Here is a 25364-nt window from a genome sequence, read left to right on the forward strand (position 1 = left end):
CTCTTTGTTCTAGATCACAGTAACTACCACTTTTAATGCTGATTTTACTACCTGCTTAGTACGGCGGATCTGTTGAATGCAGCTTAAGATTATGTAAAGTGATTCAACTGAGGTGGGAAATGAATACTCAATCCATACAACCTTCAAAGCCCTTTGTTGTTCAATATATTGAGCGAAAATTCTCGGTTTCTACACACTCGATGTTTGGAGGTACGGGATACTTTCAAAATGACGCCATGTTTTTACTGCTGTTTGACGGTAAAGCGTATTTGAGAGGTGGAGAGGGATTATCTGAACTATTTAAAGGGCAACAATGCCAACAGTTTGCATTTAAGAAACGCATCGGAAGTGCAGTGGTTGAGTATTTTGCGGTGGATGAAATTTTTGATAGTAAGCCAGAGAAGTTTGAGTATCTACTTCAGTTGTCTGTTAAATCAGCGCAGCAGTATAAACATTGTCACACCAAGACAACTCAATTGAGAAATTTACCTAACCTTCAGCTGAGCATCGAACGCATGCTATTTAGGGTAGGAATTGAAGATTGCGAGACACTACATAGAGTCGGTTCTGTTGCGGCCTACTCACGCTTAAAAGAAGTATATGGAGAGGATCTAAATATTAGCCTGCTGTGGAAGCTAGAAGGGGCGCTTAGTCAAGTACATTACACGCTACTAAGTCATCAGGTTAAGTGCATGCTTTTAAATCAACTCAATATGAATCAAGGGGATACGTACTAACAAAAAATAGCGCCGTAGGCGCTATTTGATATGAAGTAAGTGTGATTCATTGTGGAGCTTAATCAATCAATCCATATTGCTCAGCAAGAACGGTAATGATCTCTTGTTTAGGGTCGTTACTAAGTACAATCGATTTCCCAGTAACCGTTTCAGCAATCTGAATATAGGTTTGAGAAAGCTTCATCATTTCCTCTAATGGTAACTCATTGTCACGAGCCAGCGCTTCTCGCTCAGGCATACGCTCTTTATTTAATAAGATATCAGGGTCAGGGAAGTGGTTAAGTAGGAACTGACGGAACCCTTCTTTAGAGTTCTCAACAATTTTACCTTGTTGGTAGCTTTGTGTATCCCAAATACGAGATGAATCAGGGGTACCGACTTCATCCATATAGATAAGCTTTTCTTTACCTGCCGCATCAGTGACGTAACCAAATTCAAATTTGGTATCAACAAAGGTTTGCCCCACTTTTTGGAGCGCCTCATCAATTACTGCAAACCCTTGTTTGAGTAACGATTCATAGGTGTTGATATCGTTAGCACTGCTAAAGTTGAATGCTTGGTAATTATCTAATAGGTCTTTACGGGTAATGTTGACATCATCGGCTTCAGGAACGTTTGGAATACCGCGCAGGATGCCTTTAGTGGAAGGGGTGATAAGTAAATCGTCTAAGATACCATCTTTAGTTAACCCTTGTGGGAGGTCAATACCACAGAACTCTCGCTCTCCCTTATCATAAGCACGCCACATTGAACCTGTGATGTACTTACGACAAATCGCCTCTACCATTACCGGTTTTGCTTTTTGAACTATCCAAACTAATGGATGAGGGATATCGAGGATATGGCTATCTGCTAGTCCATTGTCTTTGAAGAGCTTGAACCAATGGTTTGAGATTGCATTTAATGCTGCGCCTTTACCAGGAATACCTTTTAGGCCTTGCTCACCATGCCAGATACAGTCAAATGCTGAGATGCGATCGCTGATCACCATAATTGCTAGAGGTGCATCAGGTGCTACATCGTAGCCTTTTTCCTCAATCAGGCGACGGCTATCTTCTTCCGTTAACCAATATACAGAGCGAACCTTACCACTGTGTACCGGTTTGTCAGTACGGATAGGTAGGTCGTCATTAATGTCTAATACTTGTGCTGCAACAGTCATAATCAGTACCTAATGAAGAAAAATCTGATGCGAATCATACACAGTTCATTATGACTATTCCATATCTAAAGCAAACGTTTGCGCAAATCATATTCGATAGAGGCCATGGAGTTAATGTAACAGGGTGTTAGCCGCGTGATTGAAAATAAGGCAGCAATCATTTTGTTGAGCAAGCCTCATAAGGTGGGCTTGAGTTGTTGAGTCAAAATTATTACTCGCAACCACAGCACTGGCATTGCCATTGTGAATAGCGCGTATGACGATTTCCATTTCATTATGGATAGAAGAGGGTTTAAGTTGAACAATCTTGGCACACTCCACCTGATGCTTCTTAAAAAATTGCTTCTCGGGAAGATCTGTTTGAGCCGTAAAAAGTATCCATTTTTTAGCAATTGATACCTTAGCGAGTAGGGTAACAATGCTCTCAGCCATAGGGCATTGACTAAGCTTAGCTTGGGTTGAGTGATATGTGTTGTTGAAGTGCATTACTGTTCTCCTATACATACTGTATAAATTAACAGTACTCTGAGATTCGAATAAATTCAAGTTTCAACAACAAATTTTATGCACAAAAAAACCCAGTTAAAAACTGGGTCATTGATTAGCTAACAACGTTAGTGAAATATTTTAGAGAGCGCTTTTTTGTAATAGCTTATTTTTTTGCATGGTAAGCTCTTCATTGTTAAAACATTTCACGTCAAACAGTGCGATTTGTTTACAGGAATCACAGCAGTAGTTAGTGTAGCCATCGAGGTAGGTTAACGGTTGAACGAATGTCGCTTTTTTACACCAGTCACAGGTAGCGAATTTTTTTTGCATGAAAGTTTTACTCCGGCCTTAATTCAATCTCAGTATAAGAGACAATCTGCGGTCTCGTACTAGAGAATAGACCGGTTAAGTTACAGTTATACAACGAAGTTGTTAATGTTTGATGTATCAGTTCGTGATCAAGGCACGTCGCTACGGTGTCTATTTAAGCAATTTACGCTGCGAAGCCCCTTCAACAGGTCGACTGACTGACAGTGTACGGCCTTTCTTAAGCCCCACTTCGTAATCCTGGGTAATGTTCTTCATCGCATCTCGCAACTGCTGCTTGAAGGTTTCACGATCAATATTCTTAAACTCTTTGTCGATATAGTTCTTTATTTTATTTTCAGAGCTATCATTTGGCGCAATGTTTGGTAGTTTTTCTAGCGCCCCTTCAATCCAACCGGATAAAAATGAATTTACTCGGCGAGTAACCTCACTGGAAGTGGTTCCCGTACCAGCAAAGCTGTTGCGAAAACGACCAGTTTGTTCATTCATTTCACGGTAAACAACATCAAACGCAAATGCAGCAAAAATAGCACGGTCAGCCTCACCAATAAATTCAGCTCGCTTTAAGCCTTTGTGGTTGAGTAGTACTGCTTCAACTCCAAACTTGCTGTTGATTCCACGGATAATACGTAGCAATGTATGGCTAATATTAGCAGGAAGTAGATGAGAGGATTGAGTCTTACCCATTTTGATAAACTCGATGTCATCCTTTTCTAGGCCATACTTAAGCATCAACGAATGTGCCATCTTTATGGCATTCGCGGCTTCATTGACGTTGGCTGAGTTACCTAGTTCTAGACATTTTGCTATCTTTTTCAGGGCTTTATGTTTATTCATTGACTCTAACACTACTCGAAAGGGGCGGCTATTTTAGCGGGTTTCGTTGTTGGTATAAAGAGTAAATTGTTATTACGATAACAGATGGTTTTGTAAGTGATTGAAATCATGTACAGTTATTAGATATTAATTGCCTAGGAATTTCATACCTTAGGTTGTAGTACAGCTTGTTGCAGGAAGCATTATGTTACCCAGATTGGATACTTCACCCTCTATTGATAAAACCGTTCAACACTATTTTGATGAACTGACCAAGCGCGGTTTTCGTGGCGATATAGAAACGACTTATTCCAGTCGACTTGCGGTCGCGACAGATAACAGTGTTTATCAGCAACTTCCTCAAGGCGTGTTGCATCCCAAATCAACCCTTGATGTCGAGATCTTGACCGCTCTTGGTAATGAACCCGAGTTTCATCATGTTCGATTTTCGCCGCGTGGTGGTGGTACGGGAACCAATGGTCAATCCCTGACTCAAGGCATTGTGGTCGACTTTTCTCGTTACATGAACAAACTACTGGAATTGAATGTTGAACAAGGGTGGGTGAGGGTCCAAACCGGTTTAATTAAAGATCAATTAAATGACTTGGTACGCGAGCATGGATTTTTCTTTTCTCCCGATCTGTCCACCAGTAATCGCGCCACTATAGGCGGTATGATAAATACCGACGCCTCAGGGCAAGGTTCACTGCGTTATGGAAAAACATCAGACCATGTACTTGCGCTTAAAGCTGTATTGGCCGACGGGTCAGTATTAGATACTGAAAACCAAGGACACAATAGTCCAGACAGTTTTGCTCAAAATGCGGTGGCAACAACCCGTGCGATCTGCCAAGACTACCGTATCCAGATAGAGAATAAATTTCCGAAACTCAACCGTTTTCTTACCGGATATGATCTAAAAAATGCCTTACAAGATGGCGAGTTTTTGTCTCATCGCGTGTTGTGCGGTTCAGAAGGGTCACTCGGGTTTATTACAGAGGCCAAGCTAAACCTGACTGTCATACCTTCTAAGCGCGTATTGGTAAACGTGAAATACGATAGCTTCGATTCAGCATTGCGCAGTGCACCAATGATGGTAGAAGCGGATGCAATGTCTGTTGAAACCATAGACTCAATTGTACTGAACTTGGCCAAGCAAGACATTGTTTGGCATACGGTGAGTGATCTCATAACCGAGGTTGAAGGGCAAACTCTGCTTGGTATCAATGTGGTGGAGTATGCTGGGTCCGATGCTGAAGAGATTGAATCTCAAGTTGATGCATTGACGAGCAAACTTGATCTTATGATTGCCAATAAGCAGGGTGGAATCATCGGCTATCAGGTGTGTAGTGACCTTGCGAGTATCGGTAAAATCTATGCGATGCGTAAAAAAGCAGTGGGATTACTAGGTGCCACTAAAGGGGCGGCCAAGCCGGTTGCCTTTGCTGAAGACACATGTGTACCGCCGGCTAATTTAGCAGATTTCATTGCAGAGTTTAGATTGCTTTTAGACCAACATAAACTTCATTATGGCATGTTTGGTCACGTTGATGCGGGTGTATTACATGTTAGGCCAGCTCTTGATTTATGTGATCCTGAACAAGAGGCATTAATGCACCAAATCTCGGATCAAGTCGTGGCCTTAGTGGCTAAATATGGCGGGTTAATGTGGGGTGAGCATGGCAAAGGATTCCGTTCAGAATATGGTCCGGAGTTCTTTGGTGAAGAGCTGTTTACTCAACTACGTAAAGTTAAAAGCGCATTTGACCCATTAAATAAGATGAATCCAGGCAAAATTTGTACACCTATTTTATCGAATGATTCACTGGTTAAAGTTGATGGCGTAAAACGAGCCCACTTTGATAAGCAAATTCCAGTTAACGTGAGAGATAGCTTTAGTGGGGCGTTAGAGTGCAATGGCAACGGCCTATGCTTTAACTACGACACTAGCTCTCCAATGTGCCCTTCAATGAAGGTATTAGCTGATCGCCGACACTCCCCCAAAGGGCGTGCAGGGCTAGTAAGAGAGTGGTTACGCCAACTCTCAGAGCAAGGCTTGGATGTGCTTGATCTTGAGCAGCAAACGCTTAACCAAAACCATTCATTAAAGACCTTATTAGATCGTGTTAGAAACCGCATTAATCGACGTCACGAGTATGATTTCTCCCATGAGGTCTACGACTCTATGTTGGGGTGCCTAGCGTGTAAAGCGTGTGCGACTCAGTGCCCAATTAAGGTTGATGTACCTGATTTCCGCGCACGGTTTTTAAATATTTATCACTCTCGTTACCAAAGACCAATTAAAGACTACTTTGTGGCGAATATTGAAACCCTTTTACCGGTAATGGCTACTTCACCTAAGCTTATCAATACCGTTTTAAGCGCCAGCTGGGTGCAATCGCTGATTGAGAGTACGATTGGATATATTGATGCGCCTCTGCTGTCTTCACCAACACTAAAGGAGCGTTTGAAGTCGCAGTTCTTAGTGCCATTTGACTTAGCCAAGTTGTCTAAGCTTCGTGATGAAGAAAAGCAAAAACATATCATCATAGTACAGGATCCCTTTACCAGTTACTACGATGCAGCTGTGGTCGATGACTTTGTTACCTTGGCGGTTGAGCTTGGCTTTAAGCCGGTGGTGTTGCCATTTAAACCTAATGGCAAGGCGCAGCACATTAAGGGCTTTTTGAAGCAATTTAATGCTACTGCAACATCAACAGGGGAGTTTCTGCATCGGATATCTGGCTTGAATATTCCTATGGTTGGAGTAGATCCTGCTTTGGTGCTGTGTTATCGAGATGAGTATCAACACCTAGTTCCGCAGCTTGATTTTTCAGTGCAAACGGTGCATGAGTGGTTGCTACCAAGATTGGAGTCGTGCTCAAATATCAGGGTTAAACCAAATAACGCTCCGTGGTATTTATTAGCTCATTGCACAGAAAAAACCATGTTGCCAAATGCGGAAAAAGAGTGGGGAACCATCTTTAATTACTTTGGCGCGACATTGCAGACCGTCCCAGTGGGATGCTGCGGCATGGCAGGCACGTTTGGGCATGAGGCCGACAAGTTCCAGTGGTCAAAAGATGTTTATGAGCTGAGTTGGAAGCCTAACCTCCAATCATTGCCTATTGATAGATGCCTCGTTACCGGCTATTCATGTCGAAGCCAGGTTAAGCGATTTGAAAAAGAGGTGGTGAAACATCCATTGCAAGCGTTGTTAGAAATACTCTAACTAAAGTAAGCGAAGTCGTTATTGAGACTTCGCTTTTTTGTTTTAAGTGTTTGTAGAGACTCTTATTATTTAGCCTATATTTTTGATGGGTGTGATTTTCTTAAAAGCATAATAACAACCAACGTATAGCGAGTATCTGAACAATGGCAAATACCAAGCATCATTTCATCACCCTGTCTTCAGTACTATTGATCGTGACAGGGTGTTCAACATCGTTTGAAGCACCGGCGAGTAGCATAAGTGACTATCAAGGCAGCGCCAGTATTACACAAGGTGTTGCAACAACAATTCAGCAAAATATTTTTGAATGTAAAAATGGACGTAGCCGCGTAGCTGGGGTTGGCGAAATTACAGATAGGGAAGGCAAGGTTTGGACTGTCCCAGCCAAAAATCACTTTGCAACTGCGCCTAAGGCTTCCGATTTATATGAAGGATGCGCGGGGATTACTCCCAACAATATCAGTGAAGTTGATGAAGCCTCGATACCGGTTGCCGTGGTTGATGCAGACGGCGAAGAAATTACCGGATATATCTTTGCTGATAACTATTTTGAGCTATATATCAACGGACAACTGATTGCGGTTGATGCGGTTCCCTTTACCCCATTCAACTCTAGCATTGTAAAGTTTAAGGTCAATAAGCCCTATACGATTGCAATAAAAGTTATTGATTGGGAAGAAAATTTGGGACTGGGTAGCGAAAACAATCGTGGTAAAGACTATCATCCAGGCGATGGTGGGTTGATTGCAAGTTTTAGTGATGGGACAGTCACGGGCGCCGATTGGCAAGCTCAAACTTTTTACACATCACCCGTTTATGACCTTACTTGTCTCAAAGAGGTTGGTGGTAAACGTTTATCGCAAAATTGCACAACCCAAGGTACCGACCATGGACAAAATGCGTATGGTGCGCATTGGCAAGTTCCAGATGATTGGATGAAGCCAGGATTTGATGCCGCATCTTGGCCTCAAGCGACGCTATACACTGAAGGTGAGATTGGGGTAAATAATAAAAAAGCGTATATGAATTTTATTGATAAATTCAGTGGAGCGGGCGCAAGTTTTATTTGGTCGACTAATGTCGTACTTGATAATGAGGTCTTGCTGAGGCATCTCGTAAAATAGTTGTGCTATTACAATGTAGCCATAGTAAGAAATACAGCAGTAATGAAAGATTCTAGGGTGTGAGTCATAACGCCACTCGATGTGGATTGGCTCATCACCCTAATTAATTACAGCGGCAGGGCATCTCTTGCATTAGAGTGCGCGCTGTATTAATTAATCTTCTGAAGTTTGTGCGCGGCGCTCCGCTGATTTACGCTTGTTGCGCAGTGCTTGGTTTTTAACGAAAACTTCTAGCTCTTGTTCGCCCCAAGCCTGTGCTTCAGCTTCGGTTTTAAAGCCTATCTCGCGCTTAGAAACCGTGGTTCTACGTGATGTTATTTGGCGAACAATCTCTGCGCACCAGCCATTGCGTTTTTCAACGGTGCGAACCGTAAACTTTTTATTTTCAGACATGTCTATTTCTCTAGAAAGCGGTGTATTACCGACACAAGCTTTATGGGTGAAAAATTGTAGATGGCCTGATTGGTAAATGCCATCTAATGATCGGGCGCTATTAAAACATAGAAGTGTATTTTAATGTAATCATTTATCGATTTTGCATTCTGACTATGCACGAATAATTATCGATATTCAGGTGCGGTTTTTATCTTGGTAACGCAGTGAAATTAGGAAAAAGATACCGCATAAGCTCCAGATGATCCCCTTGAGAATAATTGAGTTGGTATCCTCAATAGGGTGGTCATTACGGATGGCAACGCCACGCATAAACGCCTCAAGGTGAGCAAAGAATGGCACAAACATACCGCCAAATGCATACCCCCACGCCCCAACTAGCATAATTCGTGCTTGGTGGCTTCCTCGCACTAACAAAGTTGCTGCAACAAATAACAGACCGCCACACAGTAGGTCTTCAACCATAGTTGTGGTGTTGATAGTGAAGTAATCTAAGCCTCGGCGAGCGATCTCGCCAACTAAGAAAACAAAGCTCATAGCAAAGGTTGCGATAGTGAGTAGTGTGGTCATGGGGTTTCCTCATTCATGAAAATGATTTAATTATCAGTAGCATTACTGACAATGTTAGAAACCTTATCACTGATAAGATATGCAAAATAATTATTAATTTACATATATGATATGCAATATTGGAAATATGGAGCCAATATGTTTGGAGTGGATATAAAAGGGCCTACGCCACAATATCAGTGCGCTAGTCCCTTCTATTGGTGAGCCATTGTCAATAATCAGTTATTAAAGTTGGCTTTGGCATGGTTGAATTTTTCGACGTAAGCATTCATTGCTTCACTGTCCCAAGGCACCAGACCACTCGCGATCATTCGCTTGCTTCCATTGCCGACAACCTCACCATCCGATGTGAACTCAAAATTAAGAGTAACGATACCACGGCGGCCTTTAACATCGAAGGTTGCACTTGATAGCTCGACGCTTGGGTTACTTACATCGTATCGTGAAAACTCTAGCTTCATACTTTCGTATATGATGAGAGGCCGTTTGGTGTTAAACATCATCTGTTGCTGCTCCATTAGCGGCACCATGATGTGTGGGAAGTTCATACCAGAAAACTGGACATAACCTCTAATAACTTGCTCAATTAATGCCTTATCGGTGCATACAGCACCTTGATGTTGCATGCCTAGGTAAACTTTACCATTGGCATCAACGACGGCTTTATGTTGGTCATCGTTATCTTGGATATGAAGCGCAGTGCTATCTGTTACCATTCCAGAGAAAGAGAACTCCATTGAGCGAGAGAGACCTTGTTTTTGAAGTAATACTGCAAATAAGAGATCACCAGGTACGCAAAATCGCGAGTTATCCTCATTATGAATAGGGTTGAAGTCGCCAGCTATGCCTTTAGCAAAGTTACTTGCTTGTTGGCGTGTAAAATAAAACTGGTTATCATTTTGAAAGAAGTAGGGTGTCAGAAACATAGATTGTTTATTACATTAGTATGTCATTTGCCAAAATTCCCAGTGAGTATATCAAAGGCTTTTATTTAAATGGTCTATCCAGTAGGAATGGGTAATTGTCTTTATGCCTAGTATCTAATTCAATCATTGTTATTTTGGGTGTTTAGGATACAATACAGCGCTTATTATCTGTGACGGGTATCACATCGGTAATTGTGAAGCGTTCAGATACAATATTTTTCGGCTCTGGTTTTCTAAGGCATTAATGACCAGAGATATATTTAAACATGTGTTACTGCGTATGTAACACCACTGGAATAGGACAGACAATGCCTGTAATTACTCTTCCTGACGGCAGTCAGCGTCAATTTGACAACCCAGTTTCAACTCTAGAAATCGCTCAATCTATTGGACCAGGTCTTGCTAAAGCAACCATCGCCGGTCGTGTTAATGGTGAGCGTTTCGATGCGTGTGATCTTATCGAACAAGATGCATCTTTAGAAATCATCACTAATAAAGATCAAGAAGATGGTCTAGAGATCGTTCGTCACTCATGCGCTCACTTATTGGGACATGCGATTAAGCAATTGTACCCAGAAGTAAAAATGGCAATTGGTCCAACTATCGATAGCGGGTTTTATTACGACATCGATATGGAGCACCACCTTACGCAAGAAGATTTAGAAAAAATCGAAAAGCGTATGAAAGAGCTAGCAAAAACCAAGTATCAAGTCATTAAGAAAAAGGTGAGCTGGCAGGAAGCACGCGATGCATTTGAAGCTCGCGGTGAAACCTACAAGATTGAAATCTTGGATGAGAACGTTTCTAAAGACGATCGTCCAGGTCTTTACCATCATGAAGAATATATCGACATGTGTCGTGGTCCACATGTGCCTCATATGGGCTTTTGCCAACACTTTACGCTACTTAACGTAGCAGGTGCATATTGGCGTGGTAACAGCGACAACAAGATGCTACAGCGTATTTACGGTACAGCATTTCATGATAAAAAAGCGCTTAAAACGCACCTAACTCGTTTAGAAGAAGCGGCAAAGCGTGACCACCGTAAAATTGGTAAGCATTTGGATCTATTCCACATGCAGCAAGAAGCACCAGGTATGGTGTTCTGGCACCACAATGGTTGGTCTATCTTCCGTGATCTAGAAGTATTCGTACGTCAGAAACTGACAGAATACGATTACCAAGAAGTAAAAGGTCCTCTAATGATGGATCGCGTTCTTTGGGAACGTTCTGGTCACTGGGATAAATATGCAGATGCGATGTTCACGACTAATTCTGAGAATCGTGAGTATGCCATTAAGCCAATGAACTGCCCAGGTCACGTTCAGATCTTTAATCAAGGTCTAAAATCTTATCGTGATCTGCCTTTACGTATGGCTGAATTTGGTTCATGTCACCGTAACGAACCATCGGGTGCGTTGCATGGTATCATGCGTGTTCGCGGTTTTACCCAAGACGATGCGCACATCTTCTGTACAGAGAGTCAAATCCAAGAGGAAGTGACTGGCTGTATTAAGATGGTTTACGATACATATCAAACGTTTGGTTTTGATAACATCGTAGTTAAACTCTCTACACGTCCTGAAAAGCGTGTTGGTTCTGATGAAATCTGGGATCAATCTGAAGAAGCATTGAAACTTTCTCTTGAATCTATGGATATCCCATATGAAATTCAAGAAGGTGAGGGTGCTTTCTACGGACCTAAGATTGAGTTTACTCTGTATGATTGTCTTGACCGTGCATGGCAATGTGGTACTGTGCAGTTGGATTTCAACTTACCGGGTCGCTTAGGTGCTACTTACGTAGGTGAAAATAACGAGCGTCTTGTACCCGTTATGATCCACCGTGCAATTTTGGGCTCTTTAGAGCGTTTTATCGGTATCTTAATTGAAGAGTACGCTGGCTTCTTCCCAACTTGGTTGGCACCGGAGCAAGCCGTAATTCTGAATATTACTGATAGACAATCAGAATATGTTCAAAAAATAGCACAAAAAATGCAAAAAAGTGGAATTAGAGCCAAAGCGGACTTGAGAAATGAGAAGATTGGCTTTAAAATCCGCGAACATACTTTAAAACGTGTACCGTACATGTTGGTAGTCGGTGACCAAGAAATGGAAGCTGGCGAAATCGCAGTACGTACTCGTAAGGGCAAGGACCTAGGCAAATTCAAAGTGGATGATTTTATTTCATACATCCAAGCCGAGGTTTCAAGCCGTAAGCTCAATCTGGAGGAATAAGCTATTAAAGGCGGAAGACGTGGCCAACAACCGGCCAAACAAAACCAGCATCGTTTAAACGGTGAAATTCGTGGCGTTCGTGAAGTTCGTCTTACTGGCGCAGACGGTGAATCAGTCGGTGTCGTATCGATTCAAGAAGCTGTTGCAGCCGCAGAAGAAGCTGGTATGGATCTAGTAGAGATCAGCCCTAACGCCGAGCCACCAGTCTGTCGTATTATGGACTATGGCAAATTCCTGTTTGAAAAGAGCAAAGCTGCTAAAGAGCAGAAGAAGAAGCAAAAGCAGATTCAGATTAAGGAAATTAAATTCCGACCTGGAACTGATATTGGAGACTATCAGGTAAAACTACGCAACCTGACGCGTTTCCTAGAAGACGGCAACAAAGTGAAGGTAACAATTCGCTTCCGTGGCCGCGAAATGGCTCACCAAAACATCGGTGTTGACGTTCTTAATCGTTTGAAGGAAGACACAGTAGATTTAGCTGTTGTGGAATCTTTCCCGACTAGGATCGAAGGCCGCCAGATGATTATGGTGCTTGCCCCTAAGAAGAAGTAATTAACGGCCTTACAAGTAATGCAACCTCGTTGCCTTTAAGCGACGGGGTTTTATTCGCCCTAATTACTATTGTTTAATCAACTCAACAATGCGGAGTTATTCATCATGCCTAAGATGAAAACCAACAGAGGTGCTGCTAAGCGTTTTAAGAAAACTGCTGGTGGTATCAAGTTTAAGCACGCTACAAAACGTCACATCCTGACCAAGCGTACTACTAAGAACAAGCGTCAACTACGTCCTAACTCTCTTCTTCCTAAATGTGAAGTAGCAGCAGTTGCTCGTATGTGTCCATACGCTTAATTCTTTTTAGTTTATAATTCGTTTAGTTTAGGAGAAGCATAATGCCTCGCGTAAAACGTGGTGTACAAGCTCGTGCACGTCATAAGAAAGTTCTAAAACAAGCTAAAGGTTACTACGGAGCACGTTCACGTGTTTACCGCGTAGCTTTCCAAGCAGTTACTAAAGCTGGTCAATACGCATACCGTGACCGTCGCAACAAAAAGCGTCAGTTCCGTCAGCTATGGATCGCTCGTATCAATGCTGCATCTCGCCAGAATGGTCTATCTTACAGCCGTTTCATCAACGGTCTTAAGAAAGCATCTATCGAGATCGACCGTAAGATCCTTGCGGATATCGCGGTATTCGACAAAGCTGCATTTGCAGTTCTAGTTGAAAAAGCAAAAGCTGCTCTATAATTTAGAACATCCAAGCTTATTTAAAGGAGACCCTAGGGTCTCCTTTTTTATTGCCTATAATTCCTAGCTAACAGCTACCAATTATTTCAATTGAAAGTGCTGCTGCCCAAGCTCAATAGATTTACACAGTTCGTCTTTAATAAGTGGTAAGCAAAGCTCTCTAAACCATTGGTGCTCAGGGTCATTGTTATAGCGAGCGTGCCAAAGTAGGTAATAGCTATGTTCATCGGTATCAAACGGAACAGACTTAATCACTAAGCCTTTATCAGCAAAGCCTGCGGCAATATGCAGTGGAACTGTCATTAAGGTATGGGTTATCAGCAGCGCTTCTACGCCGGAATCAAAGGAGGGGACGGTTGCGAATATACGCCTGTTGCGCCCTGAATCTGTGATTAGGCGATCGACCTCTCTTTGTTTATCTACTACACCATTGACTAGTATATGTTTTGCATCAGCGTAGCGTTTAGTTGTCATCGACATATTAGCGAGTGGGTGTGAGGCAGACATCAATACAACGTATTTATCGCCTCCTAACCGTTTACCATACAGGTTATCTGGGATCTCCTCTGCCATGGTCGCGACGATATCAACACGTCCTTTATGAAGCTCACTCAGATCCTCTGTTTGCCAAAGTTGAGTGGTTAAGCTTGATAGAGGAGATTGTAGTTCAAGCTGCTGGCAAATTACGGGGAGTATCTTAGGGGCAATAAACGCATTAAAGGCGAGGGTAAAGCGACGCGTAATCTGTTCGGGGATGATTTCTTCGGGGCAATAAAGTCGGTTTAGCCGCTGCAAAAGATCAGGTAATTCTCTTTGTAAATAGATAGCGCGCTGACTTAGCGAGAATTGATTGCCTTCGCGGATCAAGATAGGATCGCCGAAGGCATCTCGGATCTGCAATAGTGTCTTACTCATCGCTGATTGACTGACATTCAATTCTTGAGCTGAAAGTGTCAGGTTGCGAGTTTTGAGCAATGAGTCCAGCGCAACGAGCAGTTTATAATTGTGCATCTTTTCATCCTTGATAAGACTCGAACTATTTTTTGATGGGTATTTATTACAATGCCTTTAGCATCCACACGTCACACATATTGTGTAGTGTCCCTTCTAGTGGTGCAGATAAATGCTTAAAGCCAAGCTTTTCATAAAGACGTACCGCCGAGTCCATATTAGACAAGGTATCTAGGTAGCATTGAGTAAAGCCTTGCTCTTTAGCAAACTCTAAACAGTGATTAGAAAGGGCTTTACCTAGACCGAGACCTCTTGCACCCTCAAGTAAGAACAGTTTTTTTAGCTCGCAGGTAGATGAGCCTTGCGTAAATGGAGCGACGCCGCAACCGCCAACTACAACACCATCTTTGAGTGCTACAAAGTAACGACTATTATTATCTAGTGTGTAGTATTGACTCATGTTCTCTACTTCTGGATCGGAAGGTCCATAGCCTTCGCCCACTGCACCAAATTCTTCGCCAACTTTCTTGATTACTTGTTTGACTACAGGGTCAAACTCAGGGTTTATACTTACTATTTCTAAAGACATGATGTTTCCTCACTTTCTATGGTCTGATCCAATCTGTAGTAACAAGTTACCGTTATTATTGGGCATAGAGAAATGGATAAAATGACTACTTGCTATGAATTTTTATCAAGTCTAGCAGAAATGTAGGAATTATTATCATTCCTATAGCGTTTAATATAGAGAGGTTTTCACTTGTTAGTGGCGTGGGTTTGGTAAATACTCAGTGGTTAATAAGAGTACCAATGTTAGGGATAATAGATGAGTAATGTGATGGTTGATTGTGACTGGTTAAATACGCATTTAGGAGATAAACACTTAGTGTTGCTAGATGCCTTTATGTTGAAGATTGTGGGTAAAGAGCCGATTGAGTATTCAGAATTTATAACTATTCCAGGCGCGTTGCCATTGGATATTGAAAGTGATTTTTGTGACAACCAATCCGCCCAATTACACGCACTTCCTACACCGCAACAGTTTACCAAGCAGCTGCAAAAGCTGGGCATTAATAACCAAACTAAGGTTGTGATCTTTGATAACCAAGGTATCTATAGTGCGCCTCGTGCGTGGTGGACGTTTAAGGTTATGGGTTTTGATAATGTCTGGGTATTAGACGGTGGCCTGCCAGCATGGATTGAGAAGGGATACCCAACTAGCTCGGCATATGCCCAAGAGACTAATAGCGGTGACTTTGCTGCAAGCTATAGCCCAGATAAAGTAATCGATTATAAAGCGCTACTATCAGATCTAAACAATGCACAACAGTTGCTGGTGGATGCTAGGGGCCGTGCCAGATTTAATGCCGAAGTTGCTGAGCCGAGACCCGGCGTCAGGGCGGGGCGGATACCTAATTCCGTGAATCTTCCATTTGCTTCATTAATGGATGGGAATAGATTCAAATCAAAGCAAGCGTTATCTGAGCTTTTCTTTGAAATTGGCGCCTCTAATGTTCAGCGTTTGGTGTTCTCATGTGGCTCAGGCATTACGGCTTGTATCTTGATACTAGCCGCCCATGAAATTGGGCTATCAGATACTATTTTATATGATGGGTCCTGGGCAGAGTGGGGCTCCAATGAAGCACTACCGTTAGCGGATTAAGTCGCTCAGATTATCAAAACCTGACCTGTATATTTACTTATTCCTTCAGCTTGTGACCCGTCTTCTTCGCAAGCTTTTGTATAGCTTGGGCAAATGTTGTTGTCCCGCTCTTAGTTTGAACCTGCATCACCTTGTAGCCCATGTTTTCTAGCGCTTGGCGTTCAGTTAAAACAGCTTCATCATCTTGTTGACTGCCGTGTATGGGCTGATGAATGTAACAACCTTCAAGTTGACCATCTTCGACCAGTTGGTGGTGTTTCAATGTATTAATATCAAAATTCATAGTAACTCTTTTAAATAAAAATGGGGGAGTCTGTGTGGCAAAGGCCACAAATATCTATAATTTTACCGTTTCTACCATAAAGGATTGTAACCAACCATAGAAATCTAATCTAAATACAATATTCCAACGGTATGTTATGGGGTAGGGCTTTCCTTTGAAAGGGGCGGCACTGAACTAGTCAGTGCGCTTAGCTAGCACTTTAATGAAGTTGGCCTGTGGTATAGCCTAAATTACTATTTAGCTAGTTACTTAAAGGATTATATAACTGCTACCTAAGTGGTTAAGTTTACGATGCCTTAAGAGTCAGAGGTAATTGTGGAAACCTCAGGTGCCAAATTTGTAGTTTCTCACATTTTTCTATAATGCATTCATTACCTTTGTTTTTGCCACACGGTCATGCAGGGCAAGTTTCTGCTTACCAAAGATCATCAGAAAGTTAGCTGTCCCTAATAGAGCGCCGATAATAGGGATGTAATAAAGAACTGTCATAAATAAATAGCGCTTGAAGATCAGCTGTTGGACACTTATAGGGCTACCATCAGTATTAACAACTTTTATCTTTAATAGCTTCTTACCAACAGTTTGGCCTGATGCTTTAAGCAATTTCCAGTTAATTGCGCAATAGCAACTAAAAGTAAATACGAACATTATTATTTCATACTCAAACGAAGGGGGCACTTGAGGGTCTTGAGCGAGCCCATCGAATCCATCCATGAAATACATTAGCGGTACAGTGAAAAGAAGAATAATAAGCGTATCAATAAGCCATGCTGAAAAACGGGACCTGCGTGATGCTAGCAAATACGGATTCTCTGGTATTTCTTCCATAAATTTCATTCCTTTTCGTTGCCCAGGCTCAGTCGGCTAACACTTTAATATTGTGCCAGCACCAGTCCATATATTCAGCATATCTCAAATATTATACCTAACCAAACTCAAACATATGCATATAATGCAATACGGATCTGATTTCTAGCTGAAAATCATGCAACAAATATTGCTTCCTAAGATTACTGGACACCCAACAAGAAGATTACTGGACACCCAAAGATTGACGTCTCTTGATCCCGCAACTAACCTTAAGTGATGCATAGCGCACCTCGGAGGTAGTTGTTATGACCCAATCTCGACAGTCTCAAGTCTCCCTTTCTGATACCCCTTATTACCATTGTATCTCGCGTTGTGTTCGTCGAGCCTATCTGTGTGGCGACGATAAATATACAGGGCAATCATATGAGCACCGTCGAGCATGGGTGGTTGAGCGGATGCATTATTTGTCGACGGTATTTAGTATGGATATCTGCGCCTATGCGGTGATGTCAAATCATTATCACATTGTGTTGCATGTCGATGAGCAATTAAATCAACAGCTTAGTGATGAAGAGGTCTGCTGGAAATGGGGGCAGTTATACTCACTTCCCGTATTAGTTCAGCGCTGGCTAAGAAAACAAACCTGCGTTGGAATTGAAAGTGAAACAGCTCTTAGTATCATCAATGATTGGCGAGAGCGCCTGATTGATATTTCATGGTTTATGCGTAGCTTAAATGAGTTTATTGCACGCAAAGCCAACGCAGAAGATGACTGCTCCGGAAGGTTTTGGGAGGGGCGGTTTAAGTCTCAAGCGTTACTTGATGAAGAAGCCTTATTAACGTGCATGGCTTATGTCGATTTGAACCCCATACGCGCAGGCATCAACGACAGCATCGAAGCGTCTGAATACACCTCCGTTTATGAACGAGTTCATGGCGTGTCACATCAAGATGAACAGCAAAGCGAGCCCCCTTGTAACAAGAAGGCATTATTTGGTTTTGTTGGCGATACCAGTGAGTCTGAGCAGTGTGGCATTCCGTATTCATTACTCGATTATATTGAGCTAGTGGATTGGAGTGGTCGTACTATTCGAAATGATAAACCCGGTGCAATTGTCGCTTCACACCCTAAACTACTGCACTCACTCGGCTTAGATACCGAGACTTGGATGAGCTTAGCCAGTAATTTTGGTAAAGATTATCAAGGAGCGGTTGGAACACTGGATGAGTTGGCGTTATTTGCAGAGCACACAGGTAGGCGATGGATAGCCAAAAAGAACCAACTGCGACGATGTTTGCACTGACCACTCGCTCTATTTACTCATATTCACAGCACATCTTTATTAATTAGCTTAGCTAACGACACAGCACGCCTTGAATTCCCCAATTTACGTATTTTAATGTCAATTTCACAGCACTGATCAACATTTATCCGATTTTAACGCATTATCTCACGCTTCACCTTGTAATGGTTAAGTATCGTTCTGATTATCATAATTATTGGGTGTCCAGTTCTACTCTTGGGTGTCCAGTTCTACTTCCAGTTCTACTCTCTTCTAAAGTGAAAAGGGAACTAACGGTACGGTTAGTTCCCTAAAATTGTCTATCTAGGATGTGGCTTATTTATGGATGAGTACCTTAGGATTAAAACTCATATCCAAGGATTAAAACTCATATCCAACACCTGCGTATGCGCTCATTGATTCTGTTGCAGTGTCATACGCGCCACCAAGTTTTGCCGTAAAGTGCTCAGTAAATCGCTCACCCACACCTACCGCAACTGCTTGGGCGTCGCCGTGGTAACCAACTGCTGTGGTTACCGTGAAGTGACCAACGCCATACGGGTCTACTAGGCCAGCAAAAGCGGCGGACTCTGCGTATGCACCATCTACATTTTTCGCCATTTGCTCAAAGTCTTTACGAAGGTCTTTAAGATCCGCACTGTTTTGCGCCACTTTTTCTGAGTTCTGCTCAACCAAGGCGCGGTTGCGCTCTGCTAAATTCTCTGCATGTGCAGCTTGATTACTAACGGTAGCTACTTGTTTTTGTTGATTACTCAGAGCCTGTGTATGTGTATCCAGAGTGTGCTGATGCTGCGCTAATACGGCTTCATCACGTTCAACCATAGCGCGATTCTCTAGCGCTCGATGTGCATTCTCAGCTACACCTTGAGAGTTATTATGAGTGGTTTGGGTATTAGCGGTAACTTGTACACCTTGACGCTCAAGATTGGCTCTGTTTTCCAATGTGTGACCGGCATTTTCTGTCAATTGCTGACGCTGTGACTCTTGCTGCTTTTGAACACGTCCTAGCCACTGGTTGCTATTATGAGAAGTCTCAGCGTTACCTACAGCAGCGCGGTGGTTTGAGTCTGCTTGCTGCTGCACCTGTCCTAACCATTGGTTGTTATTATGAGAAGTCTCAGCGTTACCTACAGCAGCGCGGTGGTTTGAGTCTGCTTGTTGCTGCACCTGTCCTAGCCATTGGTTGTTATTATGGGAAGTCTCAGCGTTGCCCACAGTAGCTCGTCGATTGGATTCTGCTAGTGTTGCGGTGTCGGCATTTGCGAGTCTATTTTGAGTGATTAATCGCTCTTCTGCGCCTGCGGTTGAGTATGAATAGGTTTTAAGATCGTGTAATTGCTGTTCTAGTGTTTGAGCGGCCAGAGCGTTAACTGAAACAGAAGCAACTGACAGAGCAAGTAAGGTTTTAGTGACTGTTTTCATAATATAATTCCTGTTTGATTCCAAAATTCTTTCTGCGCCCTGAGCCTTGTTTGTAAGCTCAACCTGTGGGGCATGCATTTAATTTAGGTGTTTTCAGTTGCTCAGAAAAACGACATTTAGGAATGTTAAGTGTGAATTAATTTCATGCTATATAGGTTGGGTAGTATATTTGCGCATTGACTATTAATCATGAAAACAGAGAAATATATGGTTTCTAAAAGGGCTGGCTTGGGGCTCCCAAGATAATAGTGGTTTACGATTTTTTGTATAGGGACGGGTCTATGTGGATACATAGGGAAGCTCTTGCTTTTGCCGCGTTATGTTTTGTAACTCGATGATGAAACACTAATAACTGCGATTGCCTCGGAGCGCGTTTTATAACGGCTCCGAATGCAAGTAATATAGGGTTGCCCGCTTGCTATATATATGTGGGCTAGGGCAAGATTCTCATTACTTTGCCACTATCGGTTGTTATATAAAGGTAGTCATCGGGTGATAACTGTATATCGCGAATTCGCTCTCCCAAGTCCTCAAATAAACGCTGCTCTTCTATTAAATTGTCGGCGTCGATTTTGATAACGTTGAGGTGGGTAAGCTTTAAAGCGCCAGCGAGTAACTTGCCGTTAAGATCAGGGTAGCGTTTACCGCGATAGATAATCAGTGAAGAGGGAGCAATAGATGGGGTATAAACTAGTGCGGGGGCTGTGATGCCTTGCTGGTATTTTGAATCACCTACCATCAAAGGTCCCCAGTATTCTTTACCATGAGAAGTTATTGGCCAGCCGTAATTATTTCCTTTCTCAATCTTGTTTATTTCGTCCCCACCACGCGGACCGTGTTCTATTGCCCATAGTGTTTTTGTCTGTGAATCAAAGGTTATACCTTGTGGATTCCTATGCCCATAACTCCAAATTTCAGCCAACGCGTGTTTGTCGTTTATGAATGGGTTGTCGCTAGGTACGGAACCATCGCCGTTAATGCGAACAATGGTAGCAGCATGATTAGATGTGTCTTGGCCGTTGTCTCTATTGCCTCTATCTCCAATGGAAAAATAAAGCTTACCTTCGTTATCAAATACAATACGGCTACCAAAATGTCGTCCAGTATTTGAGTGAGATTGAGTCACTAGAATGTGTTTAAAGTTGGTGAGCGATCCCTTGCTATAGGTTGCCGAGGCGAGGATAGTACTCGGGCCCTGCTTATCCTTTTGACTATAGGTGATAAATAGTTGGTTCTTGTTTTGTGGGTTGAAGGCTAAGTCGAGCAGCCCACCTTGACCAGCTGCATATACATCTTGAGGTTTGTATAGGGCCTTGATATTTCCTGATGGGATGTCGAGCTCTACGATAGAGCCATTACGCTCGCTAATAACAGCGGTATTACTATCTACAAACTCGATTGACCAAGGCACTTTTAATCCAGTGGCAACGGTTTGCAAAGTATAGGCGTGGCTTAGATTTGCATAGCCCAGTGTTCCCAACGTCAATGCCAGTAAATAGCCTTTCTTCATGCCTAACATGCTTATTCCTTTTAGCGTGATGGTGCAACATGCTCATCGCACCGCTCGTATTGCGGGTGTATATCCAGTATATGCTCCTTGTAGCTTATGGCGGGGTGAGTTGTCGAGGGGGAAAGTGTAAAAGATAATTAGGTAGGTGAGAGCACGCGATAGGGGCAATGCACCGGCGCCGTTACTTTGCCCTGAAATGAGGCGCTGTGATGTTTTGTTGCATTAGCGGCAACCTATCACAACGATTTTGTTAGAAATACGCACCTAGTTGCACTCGATCTAGTTAAAGATTTAATAAATCTTGAATTTCACCTCAATTAGGTTTGGCTTTGTGCTTGCCTTTTATTACTATGTGTAACTATCAAAATACCCTAAATCCCGTAGGACACTGCCTCAGGCAGATGAGGAAATAATGCAACATCTACAAGAGATTATTGCGAACGCGACTGCTGCTATTGAACAAGCACAATCGCTAGTCGCACTGGATGAAGTGCGCGTTCAATTCTTGGGCAAGAAAGGTGAGCTAACGCTTCAACTTCAAAGCCTAGGTAAACTACCACCAGAAGAGCGCCGCAGTGCTGGTCAAGAGATCAACAAAGCAAAAGGTGCAGTTCAGCAAGCTATCGCAGCTCGCAAAGATGGCCTGCAAAAAGCAGAGCTAGAAGCGAAGTTAGCGGCTGAAACAATCGACGTTACTATGCCAGGACGCCGCATTGAAAATGGCGGTCTACACCCAGTGACTCGTACTATCGAGCGTATGGAACAGTTCTTTGGTGAGCTTGGTTTTGCAACCGAATCAGGCCCTGAAATCGAAGATGCATTCCATAACTTCGATGCACTTAATATTGCAGAAGATCATCCGGCTCGTACTGACCACGATACCTTCTTCTTCAATCCTGACTTGATGTTACGTACGCACACCTCTGGTGTTCAGATCCGTACCATGGAAAACGGCAAACCACCGTTCCGTTTCATCGCACCAGGCCGTGTATATCGCAACGACTACGATCAAACTCACACCCCAATGTTCCATCAAATTGAAGGTCTATTGGTTGACGAGAACGTAAACTTTGCACAGCTTAAAGGCATTATCTCTGATTTCCTTGTTGCCTTCTTTGAAGAAGAAGTTGAAGTGCGTTTCCGTCCTTCTTACTTCCCATTCACAGAGCCTTCTGCAGAAGTTGATGTTAAGCGTAAAGACGGCAAATGGCTTGAAGTTCTAGGCTGTGGCATGGTTCACCCGAACGTACTTCGCTCTGTAGGCATCGACCCTGAACAATACCAAGGCTTTGCATTTGGTATGGGTGTTGAGCGCTTGACTATGCTTCGTTACGGCGTAACGGACTTGCGTGCGTTCTTCGAGAACGATCTTCGTTTCCTTAAACAGTTCAAGTAATCCAGAGGCACAATTAGATGAAATTCAGTGAATCATGGCTTCGTCAGTGGGTTAGCCCTGCGGTTACTACTGACGAACTAACACACCAAATCACCATGGCTGGCCTAGAGGTAGACGACGTTCTTCCTGTAGCTGGCGAGTTTACCGGCGTTAAAGTAGGTAAAGTTGTTGAGTGTGGTCAGCACCCTGATGCTGACAAACTGCGCGTAACTAAAGTAGATGTTGGCGCTGAAGAATTGCTCGATATCGTATGTGGCGCATCAAACTGCCGCCAAGGTATCCTAGTTGCTGTCGCAACTGTGGGTGCTGTTCTACCAGGCGATTTCAAAATCAAGAAAGCAAAACTGCGTGGCCAACCGTCACACGGCATGCTGTGTTCATTTACTGAGCTAGGTATCGACATCGAGTCTGATGGCATCATGGAGCTACCTGAAACAGCGGTAATCGGTACTGATTTCCGTGAGTTCTTAGACCTAAACGACGTAACAGTCGATGTTGATCTAACAGCGAACCGTGCGGATTGCTTTAGCATCCGTGGTCTAGCTCGTGAAGTTGGCGTTCTAAACCGTGAAGCGGTTAAAGAGCCTGAGTTCGCAGCAGTAGCTGCAAGCATTCAAGACACAGTTTCTGTTGAAGTTAAAGCGCCGCAAGCGTGTCCACGTTACCTTGGCCGTGTGATTAAGAACGTAAACGTTAAAGCCTCTTCTCCTATCTGGATGCAAGAGAAGTTGCGTCGCTGTGGCATTCGCTCTATCGACCCAATCGTTGATATCACTAACTACGTGATGCTAGAGCAAGGCCAACCAATGCACGCATTCGATCTGAGCAAGATTGAAGGTGGCATCGTGGTTCGTATGGCTGAGCAAGACGAGAAACTGACTCTTCTTGATGGCAACGAAGCCAAGCTAAACGCAGATACATTGGTTATTGCTGACCACAACCAAGCGCTAGCGATTGCAGGCGTATTTGGTGGTGAAGGTTCTGGCGTAACGACAGAAACGACAGACGTATTGCTTGAGAGCGCATTCTTTGCACCGGATCATATCCGTGGCCGTGCTCGCGCTTACGGTTTGCACACTGATTCTTCTATGCGTTTTGAGCGTGGTGTGGATTACGCACTACAGCACAAAGCAATGGAGCGCGCGACTCAGCTACTAGTTGAGATCTGTGGCGGTGACGTTGCACCTATCGCGGGCGTTGAATCTGAAGCAGACCTTCCAAAAGCAAACACAGTCGCTCTTCGTCGCGCTAAGCTAGACAGCCTACTAGGTCACTCTATCTCTGATGCAGACGTGGTTGAGATCCTTGAGCGTCTTGGCTGCACAGTTGAAACTACTGATGCAGGCTGGAACGCGGTTGCTCCAACATGGCGCTTTGATATCGCTATCGAAGAAGACTTGATTGAAGAAGTTGGCCGTATCTTTGGCTACAACAACATTCCAAATCAAGCGCCAATGGCGGCTCTTACAATGAACGACCACAAAGAGGCAAACCAGCCACTTAAACGTGTTCGTGATTTGCTAGTAGATCGTGGCTACCACGAAGCAGTCACTTATAGCTTTGTAGAGCCTGAGCAGCAAAAGCTTATCGAACCAAACATTGAACCTTTGATCCTGCCATTCCCAATCTCTGCCGATATGTCAGCGATGCGCGTGCAGCTTATCCAAGGTCTATTGAACACAGTTGTTCATAACCAAAAGCGCCAGCAACCACGCGTACGTCTATTTGAATCAGGTCTGCGTTTTATTCCTGATGCAAATGCTGAGAACGGCATGCGTCAAGAGTCGATGCTAGCGGGCGTTCTTGCGGGTACTCGCAGCGAAGAGCATTGGGACATTGAAACCAACACCGTAGATTTCTTCGATCTTAAAGGTGACCTAGAAGCCGTTCTAGAGCTAACGTGTGATGACAAAGCGTACAGCTTTGCGGCAACCCAGCACCCAGCACTTCACCCAGGACAAGCCGCAGCTATCATCCTAGACGGTAAAGAAGTGGGCGTAATTGGTACGGTTCACCCAGAGCTTGAGCGCAAGTTTGGTCTTAACGGCCGTACTATTGTGTTTGAACTTGAGTGGTCTGCAATTGCAACTCGCGTATTGCCTGAAGCCGTAGCGGTATCTAAGTTCCCTGCCAACCGTCGCGACATCGCGCTTGTTGTTGATGAAGCTGTGGCTTCTGGTGACGTGGTTGCAGCTTGTGTTGCCAACGGCGGCGAACTGCTAACCGATGCAAAACTGTTTGATCTTTACCAAGGTAAAGGCGTTGAGGAAGGTAAGAAGAGCCTTGCTATCGCGTTAACGCTTCAATCCGTTGAGCGTACCCTTGAAGAGGCTGATATTGCAAGCTCTGTTGATGCTGTAGTTGCTGCTGTTACTGAGCAATTTGCTGCAACACTGCGCGACTAATATCGCAACGTAATTGTTGGAAAGGGAGCCTTATTTAGGCTCCCTTTTTTTGTTTGCGCATCGGTTAAGTGTGGTTGGATGATGGAAAGTTAACTCTAATTTGAGTTGAATTTCATAAAGGTAAATTTAGGCAATTTTTAGAGTAGTTGCACTCATTGGCCGAGATTGTTATTCATTAGTGTCACGATTATGCGTATTGAGAATGATTCTAGGTTACTGATATTTATAAATAAACAATAATAGCGTTTGGCAATTAGTCTGATTTTTATGCAATTTTAGTCTAACTTTAGGGCTAATAATACAAAAACAGCCTAAGTGTTTAATTCTTATCAACTTTAGGGAAGAAAAAGTTGGCGA

The 25364-nt window shown here is 43.3% G+C and carries 23 protein-coding genes and 1 pseudogene; 11 read left to right on the forward strand and 13 right to left on the reverse strand.

Annotation, left to right across the window (positions count from 1 at the left end):
* The first annotated feature begins 119 nt into the window (after positions 1-119).
* The gene (locus OCU28_RS05155) at positions 120-737 is read left to right on the forward strand and encodes a TfoX/Sxy family DNA transformation protein (protein ID WP_261817263.1); all 618 of its coding nucleotides are present in this window, start codon (positions 120-122) and stop codon (positions 735-737) included.
* Between the two features lie 58 nt (positions 738-795).
* Here the strand turns inward: OCU28_RS05155 and OCU28_RS05160 are convergent, their stop codons facing one another.
* The 4 genes from OCU28_RS05160 to OCU28_RS05175 form a co-directional block, all read right to left on the reverse strand.
* A complete protein-coding gene (locus OCU28_RS05160) occupies positions 796-1899 on the reverse strand; it encodes a phosphoribosylaminoimidazolesuccinocarboxamide synthase (RefSeq protein WP_261817264.1) in 1104 nt (367 codons plus the stop codon).
* Between the two features lie 111 nt (positions 1900-2010).
* On the reverse strand, positions 2011-2385 hold the full coding sequence (locus OCU28_RS05165; protein WP_261817265.1) for a SulA-like leucine-rich domain-containing protein: 375 nt from the start codon (positions 2383-2385) through the stop codon (positions 2011-2013).
* 141 nt (positions 2386-2526) lie between these two features.
* Complete coding sequence (locus tag OCU28_RS05170) at positions 2527-2718, reverse strand: hypothetical protein (protein ID WP_261817266.1); 192 nt, start codon at positions 2716-2718, stop codon at positions 2527-2529.
* 150 nt (positions 2719-2868) lie between these two features.
* Positions 2869-3552 (reverse strand): DUF2786 domain-containing protein, encoded by a 684-nt coding sequence (locus OCU28_RS05175; RefSeq protein WP_261817267.1) that lies wholly within the window; start codon positions 3550-3552, stop codon positions 2869-2871.
* Between the two features lie 184 nt (positions 3553-3736).
* Between OCU28_RS05175 and ydiJ the strand changes: the two genes are divergently transcribed.
* Together ydiJ and OCU28_RS05185 are read left to right on the forward strand one after the other, a co-directional pair.
* Positions 3737-6763: a D-2-hydroxyglutarate dehydrogenase YdiJ gene (gene ydiJ, locus OCU28_RS05180; RefSeq protein WP_261817268.1), complete on the forward strand. Its 3027-nt coding sequence runs from the start codon at positions 3737-3739 to the stop codon at positions 6761-6763.
* Positions 6764-6906: 143 nt separating this feature from the next.
* The gene (locus tag OCU28_RS05185; protein WP_261817269.1) at positions 6907-7887 is read left to right on the forward strand and encodes a hypothetical protein; all 981 of its coding nucleotides are present in this window, start codon (positions 6907-6909) and stop codon (positions 7885-7887) included.
* 174 nt (positions 7888-8061) lie between these two features.
* On the opposite strand, the pseudogene OCU28_RS05190 reads toward OCU28_RS05185, so the two are convergent.
* From OCU28_RS05190 to OCU28_RS05200, 3 genes and pseudogenes are all read right to left on the reverse strand, one after another.
* A pseudogene (locus OCU28_RS05190) lies at positions 8062-8280 on the reverse strand (DUF3622 domain-containing protein); the annotation flags it as partial.
* Between the two features lie 177 nt (positions 8281-8457).
* On the reverse strand, positions 8458-8850 hold the full coding sequence (locus tag OCU28_RS05195) for a hypothetical protein (protein ID WP_261817270.1): 393 nt from the start codon (positions 8848-8850) through the stop codon (positions 8458-8460).
* A 218-nt stretch (positions 8851-9068) separates the two neighbouring features.
* Positions 9069-9776 (reverse strand): DUF3581 domain-containing protein, encoded by a 708-nt coding sequence (locus tag OCU28_RS05200; RefSeq protein ID WP_261817271.1) that lies wholly within the window; start codon positions 9774-9776, stop codon positions 9069-9071.
* A 308-nt stretch (positions 9777-10084) separates the two neighbouring features.
* Here OCU28_RS05200 and thrS point away from each other — a divergent pair, with 308 nt between their 5' ends.
* The 4 genes from thrS (at position 10085) to rplT (ending at position 13263) form a co-directional block, all read left to right on the forward strand.
* Complete coding sequence (gene thrS, locus OCU28_RS05205; RefSeq protein ID WP_261817272.1) at positions 10085-12013, forward strand: threonine--tRNA ligase; 1929 nt, start codon at positions 10085-10087, stop codon at positions 12011-12013.
* Positions 12014-12016: 3 nt separating this feature from the next.
* A complete protein-coding gene (infC, locus tag OCU28_RS05210) occupies positions 12017-12568 on the forward strand; it encodes a translation initiation factor IF-3 (RefSeq protein ID WP_261817434.1) in 552 nt (183 codons plus the stop codon).
* A 105-nt stretch (positions 12569-12673) separates the two neighbouring features.
* Entirely contained in the window at positions 12674-12868 is a 195-nt protein-coding gene (gene rpmI / locus OCU28_RS05215; RefSeq protein WP_261817273.1) for a 50S ribosomal protein L35, read from the forward strand.
* A 41-nt stretch (positions 12869-12909) separates the two neighbouring features.
* The gene (gene rplT / locus OCU28_RS05220) at positions 12910-13263 is read left to right on the forward strand and encodes a 50S ribosomal protein L20 (protein ID WP_004401084.1); all 354 of its coding nucleotides are present in this window, start codon (positions 12910-12912) and stop codon (positions 13261-13263) included.
* Positions 13264-13344: 81 nt separating this feature from the next.
* Here the strand turns inward: rplT and OCU28_RS05225 are convergent, their stop codons facing one another.
* On the reverse strand, positions 13345-14274 hold the full coding sequence (locus OCU28_RS05225; protein WP_261817274.1) for a LysR family transcriptional regulator: 930 nt from the start codon (positions 14272-14274) through the stop codon (positions 13345-13347).
* A gap of 46 nt (positions 14275-14320) precedes the next feature.
* Positions 14321-14803, reverse strand: coding sequence for a GNAT family N-acetyltransferase (locus OCU28_RS05230; protein WP_261817275.1), 483 nt, complete (start codon positions 14801-14803; stop codon positions 14321-14323).
* A gap of 237 nt (positions 14804-15040) precedes the next feature.
* Here OCU28_RS05230 and OCU28_RS05235 point away from each other — a divergent pair, with 237 nt between their 5' ends.
* Positions 15041-15877, forward strand: coding sequence for a sulfurtransferase (locus OCU28_RS05235; protein WP_261817276.1), 837 nt, complete (start codon positions 15041-15043; stop codon positions 15875-15877).
* 37 nt (positions 15878-15914) lie between these two features.
* On the opposite strand, the gene OCU28_RS05240 is transcribed toward OCU28_RS05235, so the two are convergent.
* Together OCU28_RS05240 and OCU28_RS05245 are read right to left on the reverse strand one after the other, a co-directional pair.
* Complete coding sequence (locus OCU28_RS05240) at positions 15915-16160, reverse strand: hypothetical protein (RefSeq protein ID WP_261817277.1); 246 nt, start codon at positions 16158-16160, stop codon at positions 15915-15917.
* A gap of 357 nt (positions 16161-16517) precedes the next feature.
* The gene (locus OCU28_RS05245) at positions 16518-16988 is read right to left on the reverse strand and encodes an RDD family protein (protein WP_261817278.1); all 471 of its coding nucleotides are present in this window, start codon (positions 16986-16988) and stop codon (positions 16518-16520) included.
* Positions 16989-17275: 287 nt separating this feature from the next.
* On the opposite strand from OCU28_RS05245, the gene OCU28_RS05250 reads away from it, so the two are divergent.
* On the forward strand, positions 17276-18274 hold the full coding sequence (locus OCU28_RS05250; protein WP_261817279.1) for a transposase: 999 nt from the start codon (positions 17276-17278) through the stop codon (positions 18272-18274).
* Between the two features lie 360 nt (positions 18275-18634).
* On the opposite strand, the gene OCU28_RS05255 is transcribed toward OCU28_RS05250, so the two are convergent.
* A complete protein-coding gene (locus tag OCU28_RS05255) occupies positions 18635-19696 on the reverse strand; it encodes a YadA C-terminal domain-containing protein (RefSeq protein ID WP_261817280.1) in 1062 nt (353 codons plus the stop codon).
* 433 nt (positions 19697-20129) lie between these two features.
* Positions 20130-21215: a PQQ-dependent sugar dehydrogenase gene (locus OCU28_RS05260; RefSeq protein WP_261817281.1), complete on the reverse strand. Its 1086-nt coding sequence runs from the start codon at positions 21213-21215 to the stop codon at positions 20130-20132.
* A 403-nt stretch (positions 21216-21618) separates the two neighbouring features.
* Between OCU28_RS05260 and pheS the strand changes: the two genes are divergently transcribed.
* Both pheS and pheT read left to right on the forward strand, forming a co-directional pair.
* On the forward strand, positions 21619-22602 hold the full coding sequence (gene pheS, locus OCU28_RS05265) for a phenylalanine--tRNA ligase subunit alpha (protein WP_261817282.1): 984 nt from the start codon (positions 21619-21621) through the stop codon (positions 22600-22602).
* 17 nt (positions 22603-22619) lie between these two features.
* Positions 22620-25007: a phenylalanine--tRNA ligase subunit beta gene (pheT, locus tag OCU28_RS05270; RefSeq protein WP_261817283.1), complete on the forward strand. Its 2388-nt coding sequence runs from the start codon at positions 22620-22622 to the stop codon at positions 25005-25007.
* The last annotated feature ends 357 nt before the right edge of the window (positions 25008-25364 follow it).

Source organism: Vibrio gallicus (assembly GCF_024346875.1).
GTDB lineage: Bacteria > Pseudomonadota > Gammaproteobacteria > Enterobacterales > Vibrionaceae > Vibrio > Vibrio gallicus.

What these genes read in the sequence shown, in the direction of transcription:
- OCU28_RS05155 (WP_261817263.1), top strand. Translation starts at nt 120, where the DNA reads ATGAATACTCAATCCATACAACCTTCAAAGCCCTTTGTTGTTCAATAT.
- OCU28_RS05160 (WP_261817264.1), bottom strand. Translation starts at nt 1,899, where the DNA reads ATGACTGTTGCAGCACAAGTATTAGACATTAATGACGACCTACCTATC.
- OCU28_RS05165 (WP_261817265.1), bottom strand. Translation starts at nt 2,385, where the DNA reads ATGCACTTCAACAACACATATCACTCAACCCAAGCTAAGCTTAGTCAA.
- OCU28_RS05170 (WP_261817266.1), bottom strand. Translation starts at nt 2,718, where the DNA reads ATGCAAAAAAAATTCGCTACCTGTGACTGGTGTAAAAAAGCGACATTC.
- OCU28_RS05175 (WP_261817267.1), bottom strand. Translation starts at nt 3,552, where the DNA reads ATGAATAAACATAAAGCCCTGAAAAAGATAGCAAAATGTCTAGAACTA.
- ydiJ (WP_261817268.1), top strand. Translation starts at nt 3,737, where the DNA reads ATGTTACCCAGATTGGATACTTCACCCTCTATTGATAAAACCGTTCAA.
- OCU28_RS05185 (WP_261817269.1), top strand. Translation starts at nt 6,907, where the DNA reads ATGGCAAATACCAAGCATCATTTCATCACCCTGTCTTCAGTACTATTG.
- OCU28_RS05195 (WP_261817270.1), bottom strand. Translation starts at nt 8,850, where the DNA reads ATGACCACACTACTCACTATCGCAACCTTTGCTATGAGCTTTGTTTTC.
- OCU28_RS05200 (WP_261817271.1), bottom strand. Translation starts at nt 9,776, where the DNA reads ATGTTTCTGACACCCTACTTCTTTCAAAATGATAACCAGTTTTATTTT.
- thrS (WP_261817272.1), top strand. Translation starts at nt 10,085, where the DNA reads ATGCCTGTAATTACTCTTCCTGACGGCAGTCAGCGTCAATTTGACAAC.
- rpmI (WP_261817273.1), top strand. Translation starts at nt 12,674, where the DNA reads ATGCCTAAGATGAAAACCAACAGAGGTGCTGCTAAGCGTTTTAAGAAA.
- rplT (WP_004401084.1), top strand. Translation starts at nt 12,910, where the DNA reads ATGCCTCGCGTAAAACGTGGTGTACAAGCTCGTGCACGTCATAAGAAA.
- OCU28_RS05225 (WP_261817274.1), bottom strand. Translation starts at nt 14,274, where the DNA reads ATGCACAATTATAAACTGCTCGTTGCGCTGGACTCATTGCTCAAAACT.
- OCU28_RS05230 (WP_261817275.1), bottom strand. Translation starts at nt 14,803, where the DNA reads ATGTCTTTAGAAATAGTAAGTATAAACCCTGAGTTTGACCCTGTAGTC.
- OCU28_RS05235 (WP_261817276.1), top strand. Translation starts at nt 15,041, where the DNA reads ATGAGTAATGTGATGGTTGATTGTGACTGGTTAAATACGCATTTAGGA.
- OCU28_RS05240 (WP_261817277.1), bottom strand. Translation starts at nt 16,160, where the DNA reads ATGAATTTTGATATTAATACATTGAAACACCACCAACTGGTCGAAGAT.
- OCU28_RS05245 (WP_261817278.1), bottom strand. Translation starts at nt 16,988, where the DNA reads ATGGAAGAAATACCAGAGAATCCGTATTTGCTAGCATCACGCAGGTCC.
- OCU28_RS05250 (WP_261817279.1), top strand. Translation starts at nt 17,276, where the DNA reads ATGACCCAATCTCGACAGTCTCAAGTCTCCCTTTCTGATACCCCTTAT.
- OCU28_RS05255 (WP_261817280.1), bottom strand. Translation starts at nt 19,696, where the DNA reads ATGAAAACAGTCACTAAAACCTTACTTGCTCTGTCAGTTGCTTCTGTT.
- OCU28_RS05260 (WP_261817281.1), bottom strand. Translation starts at nt 21,215, where the DNA reads ATGTTAGGCATGAAGAAAGGCTATTTACTGGCATTGACGTTGGGAACA.
- pheS (WP_261817282.1), top strand. Translation starts at nt 21,619, where the DNA reads ATGCAACATCTACAAGAGATTATTGCGAACGCGACTGCTGCTATTGAA.
- pheT (WP_261817283.1), top strand. Translation starts at nt 22,620, where the DNA reads ATGAAATTCAGTGAATCATGGCTTCGTCAGTGGGTTAGCCCTGCGGTT.